A 22,424-nucleotide genomic window follows, 5' to 3' on the forward strand; every position below is an offset into this window, starting at 1 on the left:
GCCTGCCCATATGGTCGTATTCAAAATCGTCCGTGGTCACTATGGCGGGGTTTGCACCCTTGGTATGGGTGGTAACGATTTGTTCTGCCTTTCCGGTAAAATCCAATAGGGTCTCCATAACATCTGTGGTGTTAAGGTAGCTATTTTTGCTGGAAACATATATGGTCCTGCCCTTGGCATCATAGCCCATGACCGTAGTGGTCCAATCATTGGTCTCCAATGTCCTTCTCATCGTTACCGTGGGCAGCCCCTTTACGCTCGTTGCCCTGGCCTGGCCCAAAACGGTAGCAGGCACATTTTGGTTGTCCATATCAGCGGGAGATAGATAACCGTCATAATAGTTTATGGTATAGATCTTGTCTATGTTCGTGTCTGGATAGGCATTGTTGCTGTAGAACACATCCACGTTGGGAGAAGACTCATGGCCGGTCGCCCCATCTGTTCGGGATTCATACTGCTCGGCCATGGCGTTGGCCGCTGTTTGGTGGCTGCTCCGGGAGCTGCTGGAGTTCAACAGTCCGGTATAGGCCACCCGCCCAAACGCATCGTATTTGGTAAAGAGCCATTTTCCGCTGGCCTGCAAATTGGCATCACGTGTAAGTACAGGTTGGTCCAATGTGTTGTACACAATCTCCTCTGGGTCCTTGCCCGGCAGCTTTTTCTCCACCAAGCGGTTGCGGTGGTCATATTTGTACTGGTAGCAGAGCTCGTTGAGCTCGGTACCGCTCACCCCATTGGAAGTGTCCACCTTTGGTGGTATCACATAGGTAGGGTTGCCGTAGTCGTCGTAGACGTAGTAAGTGTCGTGGGCCCCTTCTGTGTCTCCCCCAAAGGGGGATAGGTCTGCGTAGGTGCGCTTTAGCACTACATTGCCTTGTTTGTCCGTGAACTCCTCGGTGGTGTGCAGCTTGGAAGCGGTGCCGTCGTGGTTCTCGTCCTTGGTGACCGTTTTGTGGAGTTCGCCTTGGGCGTAATGGCCGTTCTGCACCAAGGTGGGTTCGTAGACACCCGCCGTATAGTTCGTATTGGCCCTAAAGAAACGTACCTCATTAGTTCCATTGGCATCATAGCCGAACCCGATCTCGTGTCCGTTGCCCATTTTCCAGACCTCGCCCGGTGCCGCTTGCTTGAGTACCCGGTTCAAGGGAGAAGGCTCGAAGTCTTTTTGGGAATAGGCATTGGTATTGGATATGCTCAAGTCTGTAAAGTCGGAGGCGTAGCTGTTCTTGTAATACGTCTGGGCAGCCCCAGCCATGCTGTGCCTAAAACTCCCGAATGCCTCATTTTCTTGACGGTACATGGGCAACCATTCCCTGTCAACCCTACCGTAGGCATCGTACCCAATATGGGTCACCAAATCCCCTTGTTCCTTTGAGGCCCGTACCGCCACTTGTTGGGTAGGTCTTCCAAGACCATCGTAATAGATCACACTTTCAATGATGTCCCCCACGGCTGCAACTCCTGTACTGTCGTTCAGTTCTTTTTGGTAGATGCGCGAGGCAAAACTGTTCTCGTTGCTGAGCTTTGCCAGTAGGTTGGGGCATCCGTTGTCGGTCCCAAACTCCCCAAGACATGCATCGGTATTATTGGCCACGTACCCCGCTGGTTGTGTACAGGCCATTGTGGTGGAGCCTGCATCCCCAAATCCATCACCATCCACATCCGCGTACCAAGTTAATTGAGGTGTAACGGTCACCTTAATGCTGTTTGAGGGCAAGGTCTGACCACAAGAGGTAGCGTTCCTTCGATACCACCGTGAAGAGACCAGGTTCGCTGGAGGGTCGTAGCTTGTCGAGTTCGCATTGCCAATGTCCGTCCATCCACTGCTCCCGTTGTTGGATTGCTGCCATTGGTACGCATAGCTCCCGTTGCCACCGCTTGCCAGAGCAGTATTGCTCAGTATATGCGGGTCCTCACCACTACATATCGTTTGTGTGCCACCTATGCTCCCCGCGACCAAGGTTGGCCTTACCGTTATCTTGATGCTACCCGTGTATTTAGTCTGCCCGCAAGAGATGACCCTTCTACGGTACCATCGGTTGGAGGTAAGCCCGTTGGGTGGATTGTAGATGCTCGCCGTTGCGCCGCCTATATTGCTCCAGCCACTACTGCCATTGTTGGAATACTGCCATTGGTACACATAGCCGCCCACACCATTGGTGGGCGATGCGGCATTTCCTAGGGTACTGGGATTGCCGCCATAACAAATGGTTTGTGTGCCGTTAATGCTTCCTGGAGTCACCGGGGAATTGACCTGTACCTTTACATCGTTGGTATATTTTACAAAACTGCCCGAGGTGACTTTTCTACGGTACCATCGTGAAACCGTAAGACCGCCAGGTGGGTTATAGCTCGTGGACGTGGCACCGGAAATGTTGAACCAATTGGTTCCAGTACCTCCACCTGGAGAGTATTGCCACTGGTAGGCATACCCCCCAGGACCACCAGAGGCCAACGACACGTTGCTCAGGTTGCCAGGATTACCGTTATGGCAAATGGTCTGGGCTCCAGAAATGGTTCCGGGCGACAGACCCGCCTGAATGGTAACGCTTTTGGTCACATACTGGATATTGCCCAGATTGTCCTGTACAAATGCCGATACCGTTGTGGTGCCCGATGAAATAAAACTGATATCCACTGTGGTATTGGTTGAGGAAATTACATTTCCATATGTATTGCTTATCCCCCATGTCGTACTTGCTATGGAACTTCCATGGTTTAGTGAATATCTTTGTGTACTACCGTCGATTACTGGAGAGGGTCCAGAAATGGTATATGTATTTCCACCACCACCTCCAGGACCGCCAAACTGGGCTTTGGCGGAGAAAGAACAGAATATGATAAAAAAACCAAAAACTATTTTTTTTGTTGATTTGCTCATAATCTTTTAAATTTTGGTGAAGTATTGGTTCTGTACCAAACTTTTGGATTCCTCTCCTTTTTCGGGTATAGTTATCAATAGTCTGTTTAAGGTAATCTTATAAGTAAAAAGATGCAATGCACCATCCGAAGTAGTGATAGTCAAGTGATTTTCCTTTGTAGACCATTTTCCTGTTGTCTTGGTTCCATTTCCCAGAACTTGGGAATACATACCATCAGGAAAAAAAACAATGGTCTTACCAACATAAATGGATTGCATTTTAGTCTTAAAATGTGGATTTGCCTCCAAAATGGTGTTTGCCTCTCTGCTTATCTCTGCAAAGGAGGATGTACCGTCGAACAGCCAAGAACCAATGATACTATTTGACTCTGTTGTTTGTGACAGTAATGGCCCCAATGCAAAGAAGAGCACGAGAACACACGCATATTTGGTAGAACTGTATTTGGTTAGTCGTATCATTTTCATCGCTTTTTATTGGTCTTTGTATTGGTATTTGTGTTCCGAGAGCATCTTATCGTTCCTGTCCTTCACCTTCTCAAGTCTGTTGAAAGCATCATAGAAGTACTTGATAGTATCCGTATTTGGGTTCGTGACCGTTTTTAAACCGATTAAGGGTGCATAGCTATATGTAGTGACAATAGCTTTTGGTAAATCTGACCGTAGTCTATTTTCTTGTGCAGAAGTAAGGCCTCCCGTGCCAGTGTCAAAGTCGATACCAAATCCACTCAGTGCATCGATTTGCGCCCTGTTGGCGTTTTCCACTTTGGCCACGGGATATTGGTTGTTGTAGCCCCAGATATAACTTATGTTTTGGCCGTTGGGCCTGGATACCTGAAGAGGGTTTCCATAATCGTCGTAAGCGTGGTAAACGATTCTGTTTTCAAGTGGACCCGAGCCTTTTTGCGCTTTTATATACTCTGGCAGGTATTGATTGTTGGCATTGGTCCATAGTCTGTAATCTGTTTCCTGTTTCCCGATAAGCTCCGAGGATTGAAACAGGCCATCGTCATTTTTATCTAGAAAGGTCTCCTGCCTAACGACTTCCGAATACCGGTGGCGGTTTATCAGCTCGGTATCGTTGACATCCGTTCCATAGTACATTTTCGTCATCCGCGCCAAGCCCTCACTATCACGGGTTTCCGTACTGTTCAATTGGTAATGGTCATCATAGTCATAGAAATAGTCCGTGGTAGTGGTCAGTTCTCTGTCACTGTCAAAGTAACTTGTGGACACAGATTTGCCCAGGTCCAGAGTGCCCCCGGTGAGATAGTAAGTATCGTAAGTGTAAGCCCCTAAAGCTCCACCAGCACAATCTGGGTCGTGGGGATTTACAAATTGAATCAATGGGACACGGTACTTTCTTCTGTCGTTGTTTTGATGTCCCGGATTGGAATCACTGTTGCAAAAGGTGGCGTAGCCTCCAGGATTGAAAATAGGTGGGGGTATCTCTGAGTAGTGTGCAAGGATATCCCCGTAGCGATAGGTGTTCTCTGTCTTCTCCACCAAGGTATAGTTACTACCGGAATCTTTTTTGAACACTTCCCTTTTCAACATCTTTCCCCGCAGCCATTCATTGTCCGTGGGAAGCGGATAGGGAAACTCATAGTATTTTCCTGCATCAGGTATTACCGAAAACTCATATTCGGTCTTTCCGCTGTTCGCATTGGTGCTCCCGTAGTATTCCGTGACCTTGGAATATCCAACCGAGTTACCTTGGGGAGCTCCCAAGGGGCTTCCAGGAACAGCCCCATGTGCATCCAGTATGGTAAACTTTCCTACTACATCTTTAATTGAATAGAAGTTGGGCAATCCAAAAATCCGACCGGTACTTCTCCCAAAAAAATCGAGATACTCGTACTCCTTCGTCTCCAGGTTTCCATAGGCATCGTCCATAAGGATTCGTTTGATCCGTTTGCCCCCCGCATATCCATAATCCGGAATGGTGATACTATTTTGCTCTTTCCATTCCAAAATGACCACAAAACCTTGATCAGGATTACTTATTGGATCATGTCCCGTTGGAGTATTTACTATCAAGTCATATTCTCCCGGGGCTATTATATTGTCAAATTCCCCCTCTTGAAAACCATAAGTTCCCATGGTAACCCCATATGAAGGACCATAAAACTCTACATAACTCTTTACCGTACCTATAATGTTAGCACCGATATTAACTTTTACAGAATATTTGTAACCATCGTAAATCGAATCTATTGGAAATTGTATATGGGACAACTTGGCACCTTCATCGGTCTGACTTGGGTCGCCATTCGGAAAGAGGACTTCCTTAAATTCTACTGGCATTTTGGCATAGTTCTGCTCATATACAAAGGCGGTACTGCCCTTTGTAGGATAGGTAATCTTCTTCAACATCCCAGCCTCCGACTTGACCAAATCCACCGTCCTGTCAATATTTACGCTACCATAGTCAAAAAAGGTAAGGTACTGTCCATTGTTTTTTCCATTAAAGTACCCCCAGAGATCTTGGGAGGTAGAAAACCGATTGGGCAGTTGTTCCGTACTGTATTCAAAAAGATAGGGAGGCAGTTGCTCTTGGTTGGGGGCCGTCTCCTGTATGGACGTCAAGAACAATCTTTTGTCCGCCCTTGGTTCTTCGGCTTCCAAGAAATCGTGCACGTTGTTGTCCGCAACGCTATTGGTATAGATATAATTCAGTTCATAGGACTTGATGGAGTTGTTCTGCTTGTCGTAAAGACTGATTTTGTCCAGCACATGTGAGCCCTGTAGGTCATCTCGTTGGTCGCCTGGTTGGAACACCAGTTTTCCCTTGTTGAAACGTATCTCGGACAATTGAAATTGGTACATATCAAGCTTCATGGCATAGTGGACAGGGATATTGTTTTCCACCTTATCGTAAGAATGTCTATAGGTCCTGGAGTTTTCCCCAGCGTAATAATAACTGATAAGGTCCCCATAACTGGTCTCTATTTCCATCAACTGCCAGGAATTGAAATACTTGTCACCAGAAACACCAAAATCTTGTCTACCACCCATCATAGGTATACGGCTACTTTCAATGGGGTCGTCATAATTCCGTGCATTTCGCGAACCATCTTTTGATATACCAAAATAGAACTTGTTGCCATGCTTGCCGGTAATCACGAAACTTTGTATTCCGTTAAAATTCCCTACGCCTTGATTGATATAGGTAATATCGATGTCGTCGAAGCCCTGTACAAGTACCTTGCCACCGGCCTTATCGATGATGAACTTGCCCGCCATCCCGTTCACATTGAAGTGAAAGAGGTCGGGGGTAAAATCGTATTCTGGGTTATTAAGGTAGGTCTCGTGTACTAAAACTCTTTTATTGCCATCGGTAAAAAAGTCCATGTCATAGTTATTGTTCAGGTAGCCATATAGGCTCTCATCTATCCCCCCACGGGTCTGTCGGGAAATGGAACCTCCATATTGCAAGGCCCATCCCAATCCATATCTCGGGGCTATTTCACCTACTTTCACTCCCCTTGAATGGTAGCTTAGGCTTATGGGTATACTAATCCCGTTCTGCTGGATGGTGTGTATGGGAATTGATATGCTCGGTACGCCCGTGTAATGGGAAACGGGTACTTCGGTGAATTTTGCCAGTGCCGTAGCTTCCGGTGATGGCGGTGTAATTTTAGGGAGGTCTTGTGCGCTACCAATTTGTGTTGATACCAACAAGACCAGGCCAATTGTCAGTTCTTTTATTTTCATTAGGGTTTGGGTTTTGTGACAAAACATCAAGGTATTCAAGCTTTTAGCTGTATTTAGAACTCTTTATTCCATATGTGTTTCTACTCATTCTTAAAGTTGTAGCCAAATTGTGCTATTGCTAAAAGAGCATAGATCAACTATCCATACTCTAAAATAAAGTTCGTTACCAAAACCATGCATATCAATCTTCTTTTGAATGACACAACATGTTTTTTACTTAAAAGAAGGGGTTACAAAAAATGATGAAATTTAAAAAAAAGATTTTTTTTCATGTTAGGTTCTTAAGATTAAAAATGATTGTTCGATTACCAGAAAAGTAAACAAATTATAGTAGTTATTTTATTACAAAAATCATTTTAAATTCCATCTTTTTATACTTCAAGCTAATATAAAAGGCTAACAATATGGTAAACAATCTGTTAATGAGGTATTTGTGTTTTTTCAATAACCTTACAAACCAGTAAATATTAACTATTATTTAATACTTTGGAATTGGTCAAAACTTTGAACATTGCGATACGAAAAAAGTTGTGTTTTAAATAATAGACTATTAGTTCGCTTTTAATGGAAACTTCTCCTTCTGCTTAAAAGCGATATGAGAATGTACGGCCTATTTAAAAATTTGGAGACCACTAACATACAGGAAGCCCTAATAATAATGAAGGAACTGGATTTTAGAGCACTCGGAAAAACCATACCAAATGTTTATCCCCAAAAATATATTCTTAAATGAGCTTCCAGATATTGCTGTTTTTTTGAGAAACAGATCGTTCTCCTAGCAAGTCGCTTGATATGTGTTCTTAGGGTCAGGTTCTTTCGCTCAATTGTATTGGTACAATATCGAAAGACCTTATGAATCGCTTTGGGGATCAAACTGGGATAAATATTCAACCGGTCTGTATAAATACACTTTGGGCCCGATAGCAAAAGTTTGTTGATCAGAGGCTTTATATTGACCTTGGTCTTTCTACCTACGAAGAAGTCGATGGTTCTCCCGGTATTTTGTTCGATTGCATAAGTGATCCATGCTACATTTTCCTTGTTGCCTACAAAACTCCAAAGTTCGTCGACCTCAAACTTAACGCCCAATTTATGAAAAGGTGGAGGTTGTATCTGTTTCCCCAGCTTCAATATCCTTGATAGAACGGTATTCTTGGAGATATCCAGTATTCTTGAAATGCTTCTAATGCCACAGCCTTCTTTTAGAAGAACGATGATTGAGTTATCGGTGTCAAAAGCACAAGCTTTATAACAGTACTCCAATTGAAACCGTTTGTTGCACGATTTGCACTTGTACCGCTGTTTACTGTTTTGAAAGCCACTTTTTACCACAGGCCCGTTACATTTGGGACAGCTTATTGCATCCATATCCTAATTTGATACACAATACTATGAAAAAGCTTAATTTTAGGCCGTTCTTGAAACGATGACCTGCATCAAGGTATCTATTAATGGCAAGAAACAATTAAAAAAAATTAGATAAAATACTATAAATCAAAAATATATATCATGGCTTTTGACCATGTCCTATTTTGATACATTACCAGCATCCAGTGTGGAAAGCGGTACTTGAACAAAAGATAAATCATTTAAATAATTCAATATCGTTTTGGCCCCGGCTTCAATTTGAACCCCATTTCCAGAGCCTAGCCACTGGGGAAAATAAATTTTCATCGAACCTCCATTTTTTAGGATTGGACCTTTTGATGTCGGATATAAAAATTATCATCAAAAACCACTTTTTCGTTCTTTAGTTTTTCGGTTTTCCAGTCTTTTGATGGAAAAAGCCATTTTTCTTTTTCGTCCACAAAAACACGAACGGGCATATCAAAATCCTTGACAATATCCACATAGCGATATGTTATGGATTTGCCATCGAACTTGTACTCTAATTTTGGAATCATGGTAGTTCGTAGATATTGATTGAAGAAAGCAGAAAGGTCTTTTTTAGTCTTTTCGCTAATATAATTTTCAATCTGCTCTGTAGTTACGGTTTGGTGGTAGAATTCTTCATTAAGGCCTCTAAGTGTTTTTCGCCACAATTCATCATCCTCTATCAATTGTCTTAACGTGTGTAGCATATTGGCACCTTTGTAATACATGTCACCCGAACCTCTGGAATTTACATTGTACGTTCCAATTATAGGTTTATCGTTCTTGATATTGGCACGCGTTCCGATTACATATTCCGCCGAAGCCTTCTTTCCAAAATGATAATCCAGATACAGGTTTTCCGAATAAGCGGTGAATCCTTCGTGAATCCACATATCCGCAACATCCTTATAGGTAATGTTGTTTGCGAACCATTCGTGGCCTGCTTCATGGATAATGATGAAATCAAATTTTAAACCCCATCCCGAACCTGACAGATCCCGACCCAGATATCCATTTTTGTATTGGTTGCCATACGTTACGGAACTTTGGTGTTCCATCCCTAAATAAGGAACTTCCACCAATTTAAAACTATCCTCATAAAAGGGGTAGGGGCCAAACCAATGTTCAAAGGCCTCCATCATTAATGGAGCTTGTTTAAATTGCTCCTTTGCTTTTTCCAGGTTTTCCCTCAATACATAATAATCAAAATCCAAAGTGCCTTTTTCGCCTTTGTATTGTTCTCCAAAGTGCACATAGTCGCCAATATTTACGTTTACACCATAATTGTTGATGGGGTTGGATACAAACCAATCGTACAATTTATATCCTCCAAACTCATACTCATATTCTTCCCGTAGTCTACCATTGGCCACCGCCACTAAATCCTTTGGAACATCTATAGCAATACGCATGCTATCTACTTCGTCGTACATATGGTCTTTGTTTGGCCACCAAACACTGGCACCCAATCCTTGGCAAGAGGTGGCTACAAAAGGCTTTCCATTGCCATCTTTTTTCCATGAAAAACCACCGTCCCATGGTGCTCTTACAGCTTTTTTAGGATAGCCCGAATATTGGACGTACAATTCGTTGAATTCTCCAGGTACCTGCTTTTTCTTTAGATGGATAAAGTGAGCGCTCCCGTAAGAGGAATAGTTTAAGTCTTCTTTGTCCTGCGATACGGCATCGATCTTCATGGGTTTTTGAAGGTCTATTTGAATGATATCGGATTCTTCCAAAACCTTGTACCTGATGATATTGTAACCAGCTATAAACTCCTTATCGGGTTGCACTTTAATGTTGAGGTCGTAGTAGTTTAAATCCCACCAAGCTCTTTCCGGTGTAATGCTGCCTCTTAATGTATCACTTTTGGTGAAGTTTTGGGCATTTGCAATTGATACAACGTTTAGCACAAGTAGTATCAATAAAGTATTCTGATTAATCTTTATCATTTCAAAATTTTTAAATTATCCTTCGACAGGCCGAGGTTGACAATAATTGCAAGTTAAAATGAAACTTGTTATCTAAAAACTGCATTAGGAAAAGTCACGGGACTTTCATGACCATCTTTTCCAACAGCGGCCACTCCAAAAAAATAATTGTCGATTACTATACCTTCAAGTACATGTCCTGTAAAGCCCTTCACGTATTTGTAATTGTCCCAAGTTGGCGAAGTAGTATCTCTCCAATAGACTTTATAACCAATTGCACCCTCAACTTTGTTCCACTTGAGTTTTGCTGATGGTTCTACAATACCACCAATCTCAACAGTGGTAGGAGCGGGGGGAGCCCAAGCGATGGATGCCAAATTTATGGCATTCACAGCTGTTAGTTTTTTGGCATATTCAAAGTTCACATGTTCCAAAACATCGCCGTAGGCAATTCCATTTTCTGTTCTAATATCTTGATGTTGCTGGGTATAGTTTTCGTGAGCTTCCATGATTCGGATTCCCGCAAAGCCAGCATCATTAAAAGGTCTATGGTGGCCACCACGTCCAAATCTATCCAAACGGTAAATGAGCATCGGGTTCATCTCTGGCATATAGGTTTTTGTTGTTTTGTGAACATATCGTGCCAGCTGACGGGAAATCCCATCTACTTCGCCGCCATAAAAACGTCTTGCACGTCTTTGTTGCTCTGTTTCAGTTGGTGGTACAGGTTCTGAAAAAATTCTGAAATCCCGGTTACTGACCACACCATCAACTCCGGTAATATTACCTATCATATCATTGTTCAAGATTCCCACGATATCCCAGCCTTTCTCCTTTGCATAAGCCGCCAAGCCTTTGCCCCCATACAAGCCTTGTTCCTCTCCAGATAATCCAACATAAATAATACTGCTTTCAAATTTGTATTTTGAAAGGACGCGAGCGGATTCTAGGGTACCTGCCATACCACTTGCATTATCGTTTGCACCGGGAGATTCTGATGTAAAATTATTGGGGTCGCTCACCCTGGAATCGATATCACCGCTCATGATGATAAAACGGTTTGGGTACTTGTTGCCACGTTGGATTGCAACTACGTTCACGACCCAAACATCTTTGGTGATGCGCTGTCCATCTCCTTTTTTAACCAGGTCTTTTTGATAAAAAACCTCAAGGCAATTATCGCAGTTAGATGATGTTTTATCAAATTCAGATTTTATCCACCTTCGGGCCGCTCCAATACCCTTGGTTTGGGAAATGGTATCGCTTAATGTATGCCTAGTGCCAAAATTTACAAGTGTGGTTACATCTTTTTCAATGCGCTCTGCCGATACATCATTTATAATATCATAGATTCTTATATCGGTTTGAGCGAAAAGTGACGATGTAAAAACAAAAAGTGAGGCTAGGAGTATGGATTTCATTTTTAAGTGAATTACGTAAGTGTTGAATTGGAATGCAATTTATCGTAAAAAGGTTACTTTGGCAATTTTACCATTTTCTACCTCGTAAATTGCAACAGCGCTGAAGTTGGAGCCGTTTGCAGTAATATATTCTTCATCTATCACCTTGTTGCCAATTACTATTCTGTTTTTGATTTGGCAGTTGAGGTCTGGGGTATTTTCAAAATAAGAATGGTAGCTTTCTTTCATCTTATTTTGCCCTTCCATGAACAAAGTATTTGGATATTCATAGAGTTTTACATTCTCCGAATAGGTATCCATGAAGGCTTGGATGTCTCTGGCATTGTAAGCATCGATTTGTTTTTGAACAATGTTTGCAGGGGATTCTTCGGCTACAAAAGCCAAACGGTTTCCTGCTGGATTTACGGCAATACGACTGATGTTATTGATTTCATCCTGTTTAAAAGTGATAACGGGTTGCCAATTAATGTCCAGGCTTGTATCATATTTTAGAACCGACTTTTCTGCCCCTGCCAAAATAATAGTACTGTTCAACCAGCACATATCCTCGGCATTTTTGTAGGTATTCGTTATTTTTTTTGTGGCTCCAGAAACTGGATTTAAGGATTTTATCTCCCAAACTTCTTTTTCTTTACTGATATAGCTTATCAAATCCGAATCGGGAATTTTCCAAAGACTACGACCTACATTCTTTTGAAAGGTCTGGTTTGTGCCATCTTTTAGGTTGTTTACCACCAAATCCATACGGCCTTCGACCAAAATGGTTGAAACTAAAATATGGTCATTGTACCATACGTGATACCCTACTTTTAAATCCTTTAAAATTTCTTTGGAGTCTCCTGTTTGGATATCGTATTCGTACAACCGTTGCAGTCCATCCAAATCTAACCGAATGGCAGAAATAGCTTTCTTGTTTGGAACTTTTAACGGGGAATATTCACTACCATCAGGTGTGTTGGTAATCCAAGACGTGGTGCTGCCCGCTTCGATATTGAATCTCAGAATATCGGTTTGATTATTTCTGGTTGCCGAATAGACTACGGTATTATCGTTCAAAAATGATGGTTGATTATCGTAACCATCATTATTGGAAATATTTTTTGGATTGGATAAAACGGGTTCACCTCCTTTTATCTCTAAATCAAAAAGGTAAACGTCCGTGTTTGTCTGTCCCTGTATAGCACAGCTCATAAATAAAAACAGTGTGAGTACAGAAAATAACTGCTTCATTCAATTAATCTATTAAGTAAGTTCCTAACTCTTTTTGTGTTTTCCACATGGTACTTTGCCTGGGTTTTCTTAAGTCCCACTTTTATGGTTACAGAAGATTGAGGCAGCTCTTGGAACATAAATTCATCTGTCCAATCATCTCCAATGGCCATAATAAAATCATAATCATCTTCCCCTAACATGCGTACTGAGGCCCTTCCTTTGTTCACGTTGCTACTCTTGACCTCCATTACTTTATTACCGTTCAAAACACTAATATCGTCATTGCCAATGAGACTGGTCAGTACCGTATTTAGCTCTGTTGCTCGTTTAGTGCCAAAATCAGGATCGGTATTTCTATAATGCCATGCTAAGGAATAATTCTTTTCTTCAATGAAAGAACCTGGGGTTCTATCTACAAAAGATTCAAGGACCGGTTTTATTTTCTCCATCCATTCTCCCTTTACTTTTTCTAGAAGTTTAAATTCTTCGCCATTTCTTGAAATCCAGACGCCATGTTCAACGATCATATTGTATTTTTTAGAGAGGAACCATTTGGAGAACGTTTGCTTGTCCCTACCACTAATAAGAAATAAGGTTGTATTCTCTTGGTTGTGCAACTTATCCAGTAGGGTGTAAAGTTCATCATCTGGGGAAGCTTTTTGTGGGTCTTTATGAAAACCCACAAGTGTACCGTCATAATCTAGAAATAAGAGTCTTTTTTTTGCGTTGTTGTAATCCTTTTGGATTTGACTTAGAATATTATCCGACATTTTTTGGGATACAAAAGTTTCGTTCTCTTCACTCTTGGCGTTTAAAGCGCTCATAAACTCATTGGCCCAGACCTCTACATTGTATCGTTCCAGTCGTTTTTGTAAAAATGTGTTACGTGATATTTGCTCTTCTTTGGGCATTTTTAGCGCGGTGACCAAGGTATCTGCTTGTTGTTCAAAGTTATTCGGATTAATAAGTAATGCTTCATTCATTTCATTCGCAGAACCCGCCATTTCACTTAAGATCAAAACACCGGTTTTATCCGTACGTGTAGCAATATATTCTTTGGCGACCAAATTCATGCCATCACGAAGAGGCGTTAACCATGCGATATCGCTTGAGGCATATAGGTCAATAAGGTTTTCAAAAGGCAAGGAACGATAGAAATACCAGATTGGGGTCCAATTAACGGTTGATAGTTCCCCATTGATTCTACCTACCAATTCATCAATTTCCCTTTTTAATAATTGGTATTGCGGTACATTGGATCTGGAAGGAACGGCTAGAATGATAAGGCGTACTTTTTCCTTATATTCAGGATACTTGGTCAGAAAATATTCAAAAGCGTTTATGCGTTTTGCAATACCCTTACTGTAATCCAAACGATCTATGGATAAGATGAGTTTGGTACCAGGAGCAGATTCTTTATGGCTGTTCAATTTTTTCTGTAGGTCTGAATCAAACCCATTGGAATCATGTTTTTTAGCGGCGTTTGCAAATTTTTTATAGTCTATTCCCATAGGGAAAGAGTCCACCTTTATGACCCTGTTCTCCAAATACACATCATTGAAACTAACATCTAAGCCTAGTAATCTTCGTACAGAACTTAAAAAATGCCGCTCATAATCGTACGTATGGAAACCGATAAGGTCAGAGCCCAATAATCCCTCCAGCACTTCTTCTCGCCAAGGCAGTGTCCTGAAAATTTCATAAGATGGAAAAGGAATGTGCAAAAAGAAACCAATCGAAGTATTTGGGCGTTTTTCGCGAACCATTTGGGGAACCAACATCAATTGATAATCATGTACCCAAATAGTATCATCTTCATTTGATTTTTCTATAATGGCATCTGCAAATTTTTGGTTAACCGATTTGTAGGTATTCCAAAACTCCAATTCAAACTCGGTATATTCCGAAAAATAGTGGAACAATGGCCAGACCGTTCTATTGCTAAATCCAAAATAGAAGCCTTCAATTTCATTTTCCGTGAGTTTAACTTTGGCGCAACTATGCTTCTCCAAGGCTTTATCTATTTCATTTTCAAGGGCAACGGGAGTTTCCTCGTCCGTAAGGCCAGACCAACCGATCCACAGGCTTTCTCCGCCACTATGAACGGATTTCATACCAGTGGCCAAACCACCAACACTGGGCGTCGCATTTATACTTCCGTTGCTAATTTGTAATTGAACTGGTAAGCGATTTGAGATTATGATAGTTTTGCCCATAAAATGAATGCGTTTGCCGTATTTTACTATTTAATTTCTTTAAATTTCGACAAATTGAACCGTAAAAACAATTTGACAAGACTTCTTTTAGAAGATATTTAGCCTATGGATAATTTAAACTATGGAATTATAGGAAATTGTAGGAGTGCGGCCCTAATTTCGAAAGATGGGTCTTTGGACTGGTGCTGTCTGCCCCAATTTGATTCAACTTCCGTATTTGCAAAGCTTTTGGACAATGAAAAGGGAGGAAGTTTCGAAATTAAAACGGATAGCGATTACGAAATACAACAAGAATACCACAGAAACACGGCCATTTTAGTGACTAGGTACTCCGACGGCGACAATACCTTTGAAGTGCATGATTTTATGCCGAGGTATTACAAGCTTACAGGCAAATACAATGCCCCGCCAGAGATTGTACGTTATTTGAAATATATATCTGGCTCACCAAAACTTAGAGTACTCTATAATCCTAAGCTAGAATATGCCCAGGGGCAGACCACCAATCACGCTAAAACTGATTTCATTGTCAGCCTGACCAGTAAGAAAAAGTTCGATACCCTGTTTTTATATACTTCTTTTGATAAGAATGCGGTATTGGATGGAAAGGAAATAGCATTAAAGGAAGATGGGTACTTTCTGATATGTTACAACGAAAAGATTTTAAGGCCAACTACGGAGAAAATGTCGTTGGAGTTGGAACGCACCAAAACTTATTGGTTGGATTGGGCTGATAGAACCCCAACCTATAAGCAGTTCAATAAAGAAATCATAAGAAGTGCGATTACCCTTAAAATGCTGACCTATGATAAAACAGGTGCTGTTTTGGCAGCAGCTACTACATCTTTACCAGAAACTATAGGCGAAGTTCGCAATTGGGACTATCGTTTTTGCTGGATACGTGATGCCTCTATGGTAATTAAAGTAGTCTCTGAGCTTGGACATAGAAACTCCGCTAAAAGGTATTTGCAGTTTATTATTGATTTGATGCCGGACAAAGACGAAAAGCTTCAGATTATGTATGGCATTAATAAAGAGAAAAAGCTTACTGAACATACCTTGGACCATTTGGATGGGTACAAAGGTTCCAAACCTGTTCGCATTGGTAATGCGGCTTACATGCAAAAGCAAAATGATATCTATGGCATTCTAATGGATGTGATTTACGAGCAATTGGTGAAGTTTAGCAATGACATAGAAAATGGGGAAGAGTTGTGGAGCATTACCAAAGGAATTGTTTGGATTGTAAGCAAACACTGGAGAGAACCCGACAAAGGCATCTGGGAGTTTAGGGAAGAGGACAGGCACTTTACATTCTCCAAAGTACTGTGCTGGGTGGCAATAGATAGGGCGATAAAAGTGGCCAGGATTTTTGGAAAAGAGCGAAAAATTGAAAAATGGACTGCTTTGGAACAAGAAATGAAAGCGGATATTCATGAAAATGCATGGAACAATGAGGTCAATGCATTTGTACAATCCTACGGTTCCAATCATTTAGATGCTTCTGTGCTGTTGATGGAATCTTATGGTTTTATACATGCCAAAGACCCAAAATTTGTGAGCACGGTCAAAGCAATTGAAACAGATTTAAGCAATGATGGATTGCTCTATCGGTATAAAAATGAAGATGATTTTGGATTGCCCTCATCGTCGTTTACCATTTGCACCTTTTGGTTCATCAACAGCCTGTTCAAAATAGGAGAGGAGGAGAAAGCCTTGGAACATTTTGAACGATTATTGGGGTATAGTAATCATTTGGGTCTCTTTAGTGAAGATATCGATTTTAAGACAAAGCGTTTGTTGGGTAATTTTCCACAGGCGTATTCACATTTGGCGCTAATAGAATGTGCTATCAACTTTTCGCGTAAGAAAAATGAGGAAAAAATATTGGAATCTATCGGTTGATCTTAACAGCTAGTAACTCCATGGCACTTACTTTGATTTTTTTTAGTAGCAAGTTTAGATGGTCTAAGGTCGTGAACGGGTTCATCAAAGTTGTCCTTAGATAGTGTATCCCATTAAGTTTGGTCTGCACTAAATAGAATTCACCATCTTCCAATAGTTCTTTGCGGATAGACTGATTCAAATGGTTTAATTCTTCAGGGGAAAGTTTATCGTCTACATATCTAAAACATAAGATATTGGACATAGGGTTGGTCGCGATTTCAAAATTGGTTTCCTTTAAAATCATTTCCGAAAATTCCTGTGCCAAATCATATTGACGGGTCACATAGGTATCAAATGCTTGTTCCCCGTACATTTTCAACAGAATGAACCAGTGCATGCACATCATGTTTTTGGTGCATTCAAAGGTTCTTCGTCCACTGTTGTACCATTCGTCTTCTTCGGTATCGTTTAACAGGTAATCGGCTTTTTGACTAAAGGTATGATTGGAATGTGTTCTATTCTTAAACAGTAGGGCCGTAGTTATTGTCGGCATCATCATCATCTTATGACCATCAATGACCATGGAATCTGCGTTCTCTACACCCTTAAGGAGATACTTGTATTTTTTGGAAAATATGGCTGCTCCGCCATGGGCGCCGTCCACATGAAACCAGAGATTATATTTCTGGGCAAATTCTTGAATGGCCTCCAAATTGTCATAAGCACCTGTTGCGGTCGAAGGAGCACTGCCCACGATAGCGAATATTGTTATACCTTTTGAAATACTTTCTTGGTAATAGGCTTCCAATTGATCGGTATCCATGGCAAAGTTTTTAGCAGCGGGAACTTTTATAATGCCTTTTTCACCCAATCCCATAATTTTTGCAGCCCTATCCACACAATAATGGGCTTCTTCGCAAACTAGGATTCCCAATGGTTGGGTGTGCCCTTCGTTCCAAACATCATGTGCTACCTTGGCTTTTCTTGCAGCAAGTAAAGCAGTGAGGTTGGCCAAAGTTCCGCCTGAAGTCAAAAAACCCCCTGATTTTGAATCGTACCCAATTGTTTTACATAATTTTTCTGTTACTATACGTTCAATCGCATTTGGTGACATTCCCATTTCGTACACTGCCATGCCATTGTTCAAAAGATTACCGAGCATACCTGTTAATACGGTTATTGGTGCCGTTACACCAACTTGATGGCCAACATATTTTGGGTGATGCGTATGCGTAGTCCTTTTTAGGATTTGATTGAAAAAGTCGTTTTCATCTCCATTCTCCATAAACTCTTTCCAGAAATCGAGTTCGTCTTCAGGTTCGTTCCAGTTTATGGTTTTTTGGTTAATACCAGAAGTTGTATCGTCAAGATGTGATTTGATTTCATTTAAAAGGGCTATTCCTTTCTCTAGAAAATCTTCCGGATCGTATATTTTTTTAAACAGTGATGGTTTCATTATTTAAATGTAGTTTCTATAAAGGTTGTAACCAAAAAAACCTTCCGGTAGATCCGGAAGGTTTTTTAACAATAGGGTTAGGGTTTTTAATTCAAACTATTCGAACTATTGATTACCCTCTCTGCAGCGTCCAAAACTTTTTGATGACTAGAAGATGCAAACTGAAGCCCCATACGTTCTACAATCGACTTCATAGCGACATACTTTTTTGAGCTGTCGATTAGCTCCCTAAAATTTCTACTTTCTCTAATATAAGTATCGATGGTGTTGTAGTAAATAATGAAAGGAGAGGGTCTACTAATATTTAGTTCCGCTTTAACTCTTTCTTTGTCGTTGGCCAATTCTTTGAATGCGCTATAGTGTTTTATTAGATCTTGAAGATCTTTATCAAAAGCATCCATATCCAACTGTGCATACTCATCATAGCTTATGTTGTATAGAGGCGCACTGTGGGATTTAATGCTATTGATAATCATTCCTTTGTTGTAAAGTAGCAATTGATCATTAGCTTTATATTCCTCCATTGCTTGAAAAGAGAGTTTCTTATCGATTTCCTGAACGGCCAATCCTAATTTGGAACTTGCCTCAATAAAGTCTTTAATCGGCTTTCTGACCTTAAAGTACAGTTCGGGAGATTTAGCAAAATCATCATCCTTATAGGACTGGAGTTTATAGTAATCTGATAATTGCTGTAATGCTGGTCGTAGTTCTTTATAAGCGGTAACAAGTTGAGGACCTAACGCGTCCAACTCTTTTATTTCTGGTTTTTGTTGTAAAACTTCTTCTAATCTAGTAATCGCACTATTTTCAGGAACCGGTGGTATAAAATAGGTCTCTTGATCTTTTAATGGATTTCCCGTTTTATCATTTATGATGTTATACAATGAATTGTATGAACGTTCAACCCTTGGGCTTACGTTATTCCATACGGCAACATAGACGTTATATTTATTGATATAGGTTTGTTTTTCGTCTATAATATTTTCAACTGTAGTTTCTTTACTGTCCGTATTGGTAGTTTGCTTTTTTTTGGAATTCTCTCCGCAAGAATAAGTGGTAAGCATTACTATACTTAGGATACATATAGCTTTTATAATTTTCATTCGTAAGAAGTGTTAGATTTTTCTCAAAGATAATCGGGTGAATAATACAGGAAACCCCTGTTTTCCGTTAAATAAAAAAACCGCTCTAAATTTTAGAGCGGTTTTCAAAATCAGCTTTGTCTCAAGCATTATTTGAATTAGTCAAAGGTATACCCATTATCCGCAGCAACTTTATCTGCTATTTGTGTACGCAATGCTACGACATTGGGTTGATTTGTATATTTCGTAAATCGCTTTAGTCCCATAAGCATCATACGCTGTTCATCACCTTCTGAAAAAGAAACAATCGCTTCCTTACCTTTTTGGGAAACAATGTCCACAGCTCTATATAGATACAGTTTGGACATTGCAATTTGAGCCTCTTGAGATTTTTCGCCAAAACGTTTAGCATTCTTCTCGGTACGTAAGATAGTGGATTCTGCCAAATAAACCTGAATCAAAATATCTGATGCTGACATTAACAATTGTTGATGCTCTTCTAATTGTGGGCCAAACTTTTGTACGGCACTACCGGCTACCATTAAAAATACTTTTTTTAATCGTACGATTAAATCTTTTTCTTCTGCGAAGAGTTCTGAGAAATCTGGAGTGTCAAACGATGGGATTCCCATTAATTCTTCTCCAACTGCAGTGGCAGGACCAAGCAGGTCGACATGACCTTTCATCGCTTTTTTGACCAACATGCCAACGGCCAACATTCTGTTTATTTCGTTCGTTCCTTCATAAATTCTGGAAATACGGGCATCTCTCCACGCAGATTCCATCGGTGTATCGGCACTAAAGCCCATTCCTCCAAATATCTGAATACCTTCATCTGTTGTGTGCTGTACATGTTCTGAAACGGCCACTTTTAAAATAGAGCATTCGATAGCATATTCCTCAACACCTTTCAACTCCGCTTCTTGGTGAGAATTGCCTTCGGATTCACGAATAGCGATTCTGTCCTCAATATTTTTTGCTGCACGGTAACATGCTGCCTCATCCGCATAGGCATTGGTAGCCATATCAGCAATTTTTGCTTTAATGGCACCAAAATTTATAATAGGGGTTTTAAATTGAATGCGCTCATTCGCATATTTTGTAGCTTCATTGATTACTCTACGTTGCGCTTCCAAACATGCTGCTGCTAATTTGATACGCCCCACATTTAAAGCGTTCATAGCTATTTTGAATCCGTTCCCTCTTTCAGATAGCATATTTTCAACAGAAACTTTGGTGTCGTTAAAAAATACCTGTCGGGTAGAGGAGGAGTGTATTCCCAATTTTTTTTCTTCATCGCCAAGGGTGATACCATTACTTGGGTCGTTTTCTACAATGAATCCCGTGATATTTTTATCGTCTTCGATTCTTGCAAAAACAATAAATACATTACAGAAGCCTGCATTGGAGATCCACATTTTCTGTCCAGTAATAGTGTAATGCTTTCCATCTTCGGATAGAACGGCCTTAGTCTTGCCCGAGTTCGCATCGGAACCAGCACCAGGTTCAGTAAGGCAATAGGCTCCAAACCATTCTCCAGAAGCTAATTTTGGTACATATTTTTGTTTTTGCTCTTCGGTTCCATAAAGGGTAATGGGCATAGTTCCTATTCCGGTATGTGCTCCAAATGCAGTACTGAACGAACCGGTTGCTCCAGAGATATAATCACAAACCAACATAGTGGATACAAATCCCATTCCCATACCACCATACGATTCCGGAACAGCAACACTCAAAAGACCAAGTTCTCCAGCTTTGCGCATGGTTTCTTCGGTGTAGGCATAGTCCTTTTTCTCAAATCGCTCCCAGTGCGCCCATAGTTCTCTGTCTACAAACTCCTTGGTACTTTCACGCATCATTTTCTGTTCCTCGTCCAAGTCCTCAAGAGTGAAAATATCTTCACAGTCGGTCTCTTTTACCAAAAATTGGCCACCTCTTAGGATTTCTTTGTTTAGGGTCTCAGTACTCATTATAATAGTATTAAGTGTTTAACAATATGTATTGAGCGTTCATTGAAATCTGACTACTCAATACTAAAATCTCATTTCTTGTTAATTCAAAAATTCATAAATCCCCGCGGCACCTTGCCCGGTTCCAACGCACATGGTTACCATTCCATATTTTCCTTTCATATCGCGTTTGCGCATTTCATCGAACAACTGAACGGATAGCTTTGCACCTGTACATCCTAGCGGGTGCCCCAATGCGATTGCTCCACCGTTCACATTAACGATTTCCTGGTTTAAATCCAGTTCACGCATTACGGCCAATGATTGCGAGGCAAAAGCTTCGTTCAACTCTATAAGCTCAATATCATCTTGTTTCATTCCAGCTTGCTTTAATGCTTTTGGAATGGCCTTTACGGGACCAATCCCCATAATGCGGGGCTCTACACCGGCGGCGGCATAATTTACAAGACGGGCAATAGGCTCAAGGTTCAGTTCTTTTACCATTTCTTCGCTCATTACCATTACAAAAGCTGCACCATCGCTCATTTGGGAAGAATTACCTGCTGTTACGCTCCCGCCTGCCGCGAAAACAGGACGTAGTTTATTCAATGTAGGAATGTTGGTTCCCTTTCTTGGACCTTCATCCTTATTTACGGTATAGGTTTTGGTTTCTTTTTTTCCAGCTTCATTTACAAAAGTATGCTCCACGTCTATGGGCACTATTTGTTCTTGAAATCGGTTTTCCTCTTGTGCTTTTAAAGCTTTCATGTGAGAGCTGTATGCAAAAACATCTTGATCTTCCCTAGAAATTTTAAATTGTTGAGCCACAGCTTCCGCAGTGAGGCCCATTCCCCAGTAATAATCCTCATTTCCTTCTTTGGCAGTGGCATAATCTGGAGTAGGTTTGTATCCACCCATAGGGATGTAACTCATACTTTCCGAACCACCAGCAATGATACAATCCGCCATCCCAGATTGAATTTTTGCAGTAGCAATTCCTATAGTTTCCAATCCTGATGCGCAATAGCGGTTCACAGTAACGCCCGGTACATCGTCAATATTTAATCCCATTAACGAAATTAATCGCGCCATGTTCAAACCTTGTTCCGCTTCTGGCATGGCATTACCTACAATGACATCATCAATTCTTTTTTTATCCAGTCCCGGTAATTCTTTCATCATATGTTCAATGGTCTCTGCCGCAAGTTCATCTGGTCTTTTAAATCGGAACAACCCTTTAGGCGCTTTACCAACTGCTGTTCTATATGCTTTAACTATATATGCTGTTTTCATGTATTCTA

The 22,424-nt window shown here is 41.0% G+C and carries 14 protein-coding genes; 1 reads left to right on the forward strand and 13 read right to left on the reverse strand.

Annotated elements, in window-relative coordinates:
- The 9 genes from KIM67_RS15280 to KIM67_RS15320 all read right to left on the reverse strand — a co-directional run.
- Positions 1–2,881 (reverse strand): DUF6443 domain-containing protein (locus KIM67_RS15280; protein ID WP_250149284.1); only part of this gene is annotated, 2,881 nt, incomplete at its 3' end.
- A 6-nt stretch (positions 2,882–2,887) separates the two neighbouring features.
- A complete protein-coding gene (locus KIM67_RS15285) occupies positions 2,888–3,340 on the reverse strand; it encodes a hypothetical protein (RefSeq protein WP_213832426.1) in 453 nt (150 codons plus the stop codon).
- 12 nt (positions 3,341–3,352) lie between these two features.
- Positions 3,353–6,595, reverse strand: coding sequence for a hypothetical protein (locus KIM67_RS15290; protein ID WP_213832427.1), 3,243 nt, complete (start codon positions 6,593–6,595; stop codon positions 3,353–3,355).
- A 705-nt stretch (positions 6,596–7,300) separates the two neighbouring features.
- Positions 7,301–7,963, reverse strand: a complete 663-nt coding sequence (locus KIM67_RS15295; RefSeq protein ID WP_213832428.1) for an IS1 family transposase — start codon at positions 7,961–7,963, stop codon at positions 7,301–7,303.
- 159 nt (positions 7,964–8,122) lie between these two features.
- Positions 8,123–8,269: a hypothetical protein gene (locus KIM67_RS15300; protein ID WP_213832429.1), complete on the reverse strand. Its 147-nt coding sequence runs from the start codon at positions 8,267–8,269 to the stop codon at positions 8,123–8,125.
- 14 nt (positions 8,270–8,283) lie between these two features.
- Positions 8,284–9,921: a M1 family metallopeptidase gene (locus tag KIM67_RS15305; protein WP_213832430.1), complete on the reverse strand. Its 1,638-nt coding sequence runs from the start codon at positions 9,919–9,921 to the stop codon at positions 8,284–8,286.
- Between the two features lie 68 nt (positions 9,922–9,989).
- On the reverse strand, positions 9,990–11,321 hold the full coding sequence (locus KIM67_RS15310; protein ID WP_213832431.1) for a M28 family metallopeptidase: 1,332 nt from the start codon (positions 11,319–11,321) through the stop codon (positions 9,990–9,992).
- A gap of 39 nt (positions 11,322–11,360) precedes the next feature.
- Positions 11,361–12,551: a nuclear transport factor 2 family protein gene (locus KIM67_RS15315; RefSeq protein WP_213832432.1), complete on the reverse strand. Its 1,191-nt coding sequence runs from the start codon at positions 12,549–12,551 to the stop codon at positions 11,361–11,363.
- The gene (locus tag KIM67_RS15320; RefSeq protein WP_213832433.1) at positions 12,548–14,749 is read right to left on the reverse strand and encodes a bifunctional alpha,alpha-trehalose-phosphate synthase (UDP-forming)/trehalose-phosphatase; all 2,202 of its coding nucleotides are present in this window, start codon (positions 14,747–14,749) and stop codon (positions 12,548–12,550) included. The genes KIM67_RS15315 and KIM67_RS15320 overlap by 4 nt, the downstream gene beginning before the upstream one ends.
- 105 nt (positions 14,750–14,854) lie before the next feature.
- Between KIM67_RS15320 and KIM67_RS15325 the strand changes: the two genes are divergently transcribed.
- A complete protein-coding gene (locus KIM67_RS15325) occupies positions 14,855–16,654 on the forward strand; it encodes a glycoside hydrolase family 15 protein (RefSeq protein ID WP_213832434.1) in 1,800 nt (599 codons plus the stop codon).
- Here KIM67_RS15325 and KIM67_RS15330 read toward each other — a convergent pair.
- The 4 genes from KIM67_RS15330 to KIM67_RS15345 all read right to left on the reverse strand — a co-directional run bounded on the left by KIM67_RS15330 (position 16,644) and on the right by KIM67_RS15345 (position 22,416).
- A complete protein-coding gene (locus KIM67_RS15330) occupies positions 16,644–18,092 on the reverse strand; it encodes an aminotransferase class I/II-fold pyridoxal phosphate-dependent enzyme (protein ID WP_213832435.1) in 1,449 nt (482 codons plus the stop codon). The two genes, KIM67_RS15325 and KIM67_RS15330, sit on opposite strands and share 11 nt — an antisense overlap.
- Before the next feature lie 86 nt (positions 18,093–18,178).
- Positions 18,179–19,195 (reverse strand): DUF3829 domain-containing protein, encoded by a 1,017-nt coding sequence (locus tag KIM67_RS15335; RefSeq protein WP_213832436.1) that lies wholly within the window; start codon positions 19,193–19,195, stop codon positions 18,179–18,181.
- Positions 19,196–19,332: 137 nt separating this feature from the next.
- Entirely contained in the window at positions 19,333–21,144 is a 1,812-nt protein-coding gene (locus KIM67_RS15340; RefSeq protein ID WP_213832437.1) for an acyl-CoA dehydrogenase family protein, read from the reverse strand.
- 81 nt (positions 21,145–21,225) lie between these two features.
- On the reverse strand, positions 21,226–22,416 hold the full coding sequence (locus tag KIM67_RS15345; RefSeq protein ID WP_213832438.1) for an acetyl-CoA C-acyltransferase: 1,191 nt from the start codon (positions 22,414–22,416) through the stop codon (positions 21,226–21,228).
- Positions 22,417–22,424 lie beyond the last annotated feature (8 nt).

The sequence above is a fragment of the Flagellimonas sp. 389 genome, assembly GCF_018449435.1.
In the GTDB taxonomy this organism is placed as follows: Bacteria; Bacteroidota; Bacteroidia; order Flavobacteriales; family Flavobacteriaceae; genus Flagellimonas.

Excerpts from the sequence above, each read along its gene's own strand:
- KIM67_RS15340 (WP_213832437.1), bottom strand. The coding sequence starts at position 21,144 with ATGAGTACTGAGACCCTAAACAAAGAAATCCTAAGAGGTGGCCAATTT.
- KIM67_RS15305 (WP_213832430.1), bottom strand. The coding sequence starts at position 9,921 with ATGATAAAGATTAATCAGAATACTTTATTGATACTACTTGTGCTAAAC.
- KIM67_RS15330 (WP_213832435.1), bottom strand. The coding sequence starts at position 18,092 with ATGAAACCATCACTGTTTAAAAAAATATACGATCCGGAAGATTTTCTA.
- KIM67_RS15300 (WP_213832429.1), bottom strand. The coding sequence starts at position 8,269 with ATGAAAATTTATTTTCCCCAGTGGCTAGGCTCTGGAAATGGGGTTCAA.
- KIM67_RS15325 (WP_213832434.1), top strand. The coding sequence starts at position 14,855 with ATGGATAATTTAAACTATGGAATTATAGGAAATTGTAGGAGTGCGGCC.
- KIM67_RS15285 (WP_213832426.1), bottom strand. The coding sequence starts at position 3,340 with ATGATACGACTAACCAAATACAGTTCTACCAAATATGCGTGTGTTCTC.
- KIM67_RS15315 (WP_213832432.1), bottom strand. The coding sequence starts at position 12,551 with ATGAAGCAGTTATTTTCTGTACTCACACTGTTTTTATTTATGAGCTGT.
- KIM67_RS15310 (WP_213832431.1), bottom strand. The coding sequence starts at position 11,321 with ATGAAATCCATACTCCTAGCCTCACTTTTTGTTTTTACATCGTCACTT.
- KIM67_RS15320 (WP_213832433.1), bottom strand. The coding sequence starts at position 14,749 with ATGGGCAAAACTATCATAATCTCAAATCGCTTACCAGTTCAATTACAA.
- KIM67_RS15345 (WP_213832438.1), bottom strand. The coding sequence starts at position 22,416 with ATGAAAACAGCATATATAGTTAAAGCATATAGAACAGCAGTTGGTAAA.
- KIM67_RS15290 (WP_213832427.1), bottom strand. The coding sequence starts at position 6,595 with ATGAAAATAAAAGAACTGACAATTGGCCTGGTCTTGTTGGTATCAACA.
- KIM67_RS15295 (WP_213832428.1), bottom strand. The coding sequence starts at position 7,963 with ATGGATGCAATAAGCTGTCCCAAATGTAACGGGCCTGTGGTAAAAAGT.
- KIM67_RS15335 (WP_213832436.1), bottom strand. The coding sequence starts at position 19,195 with ATGAAAATTATAAAAGCTATATGTATCCTAAGTATAGTAATGCTTACC.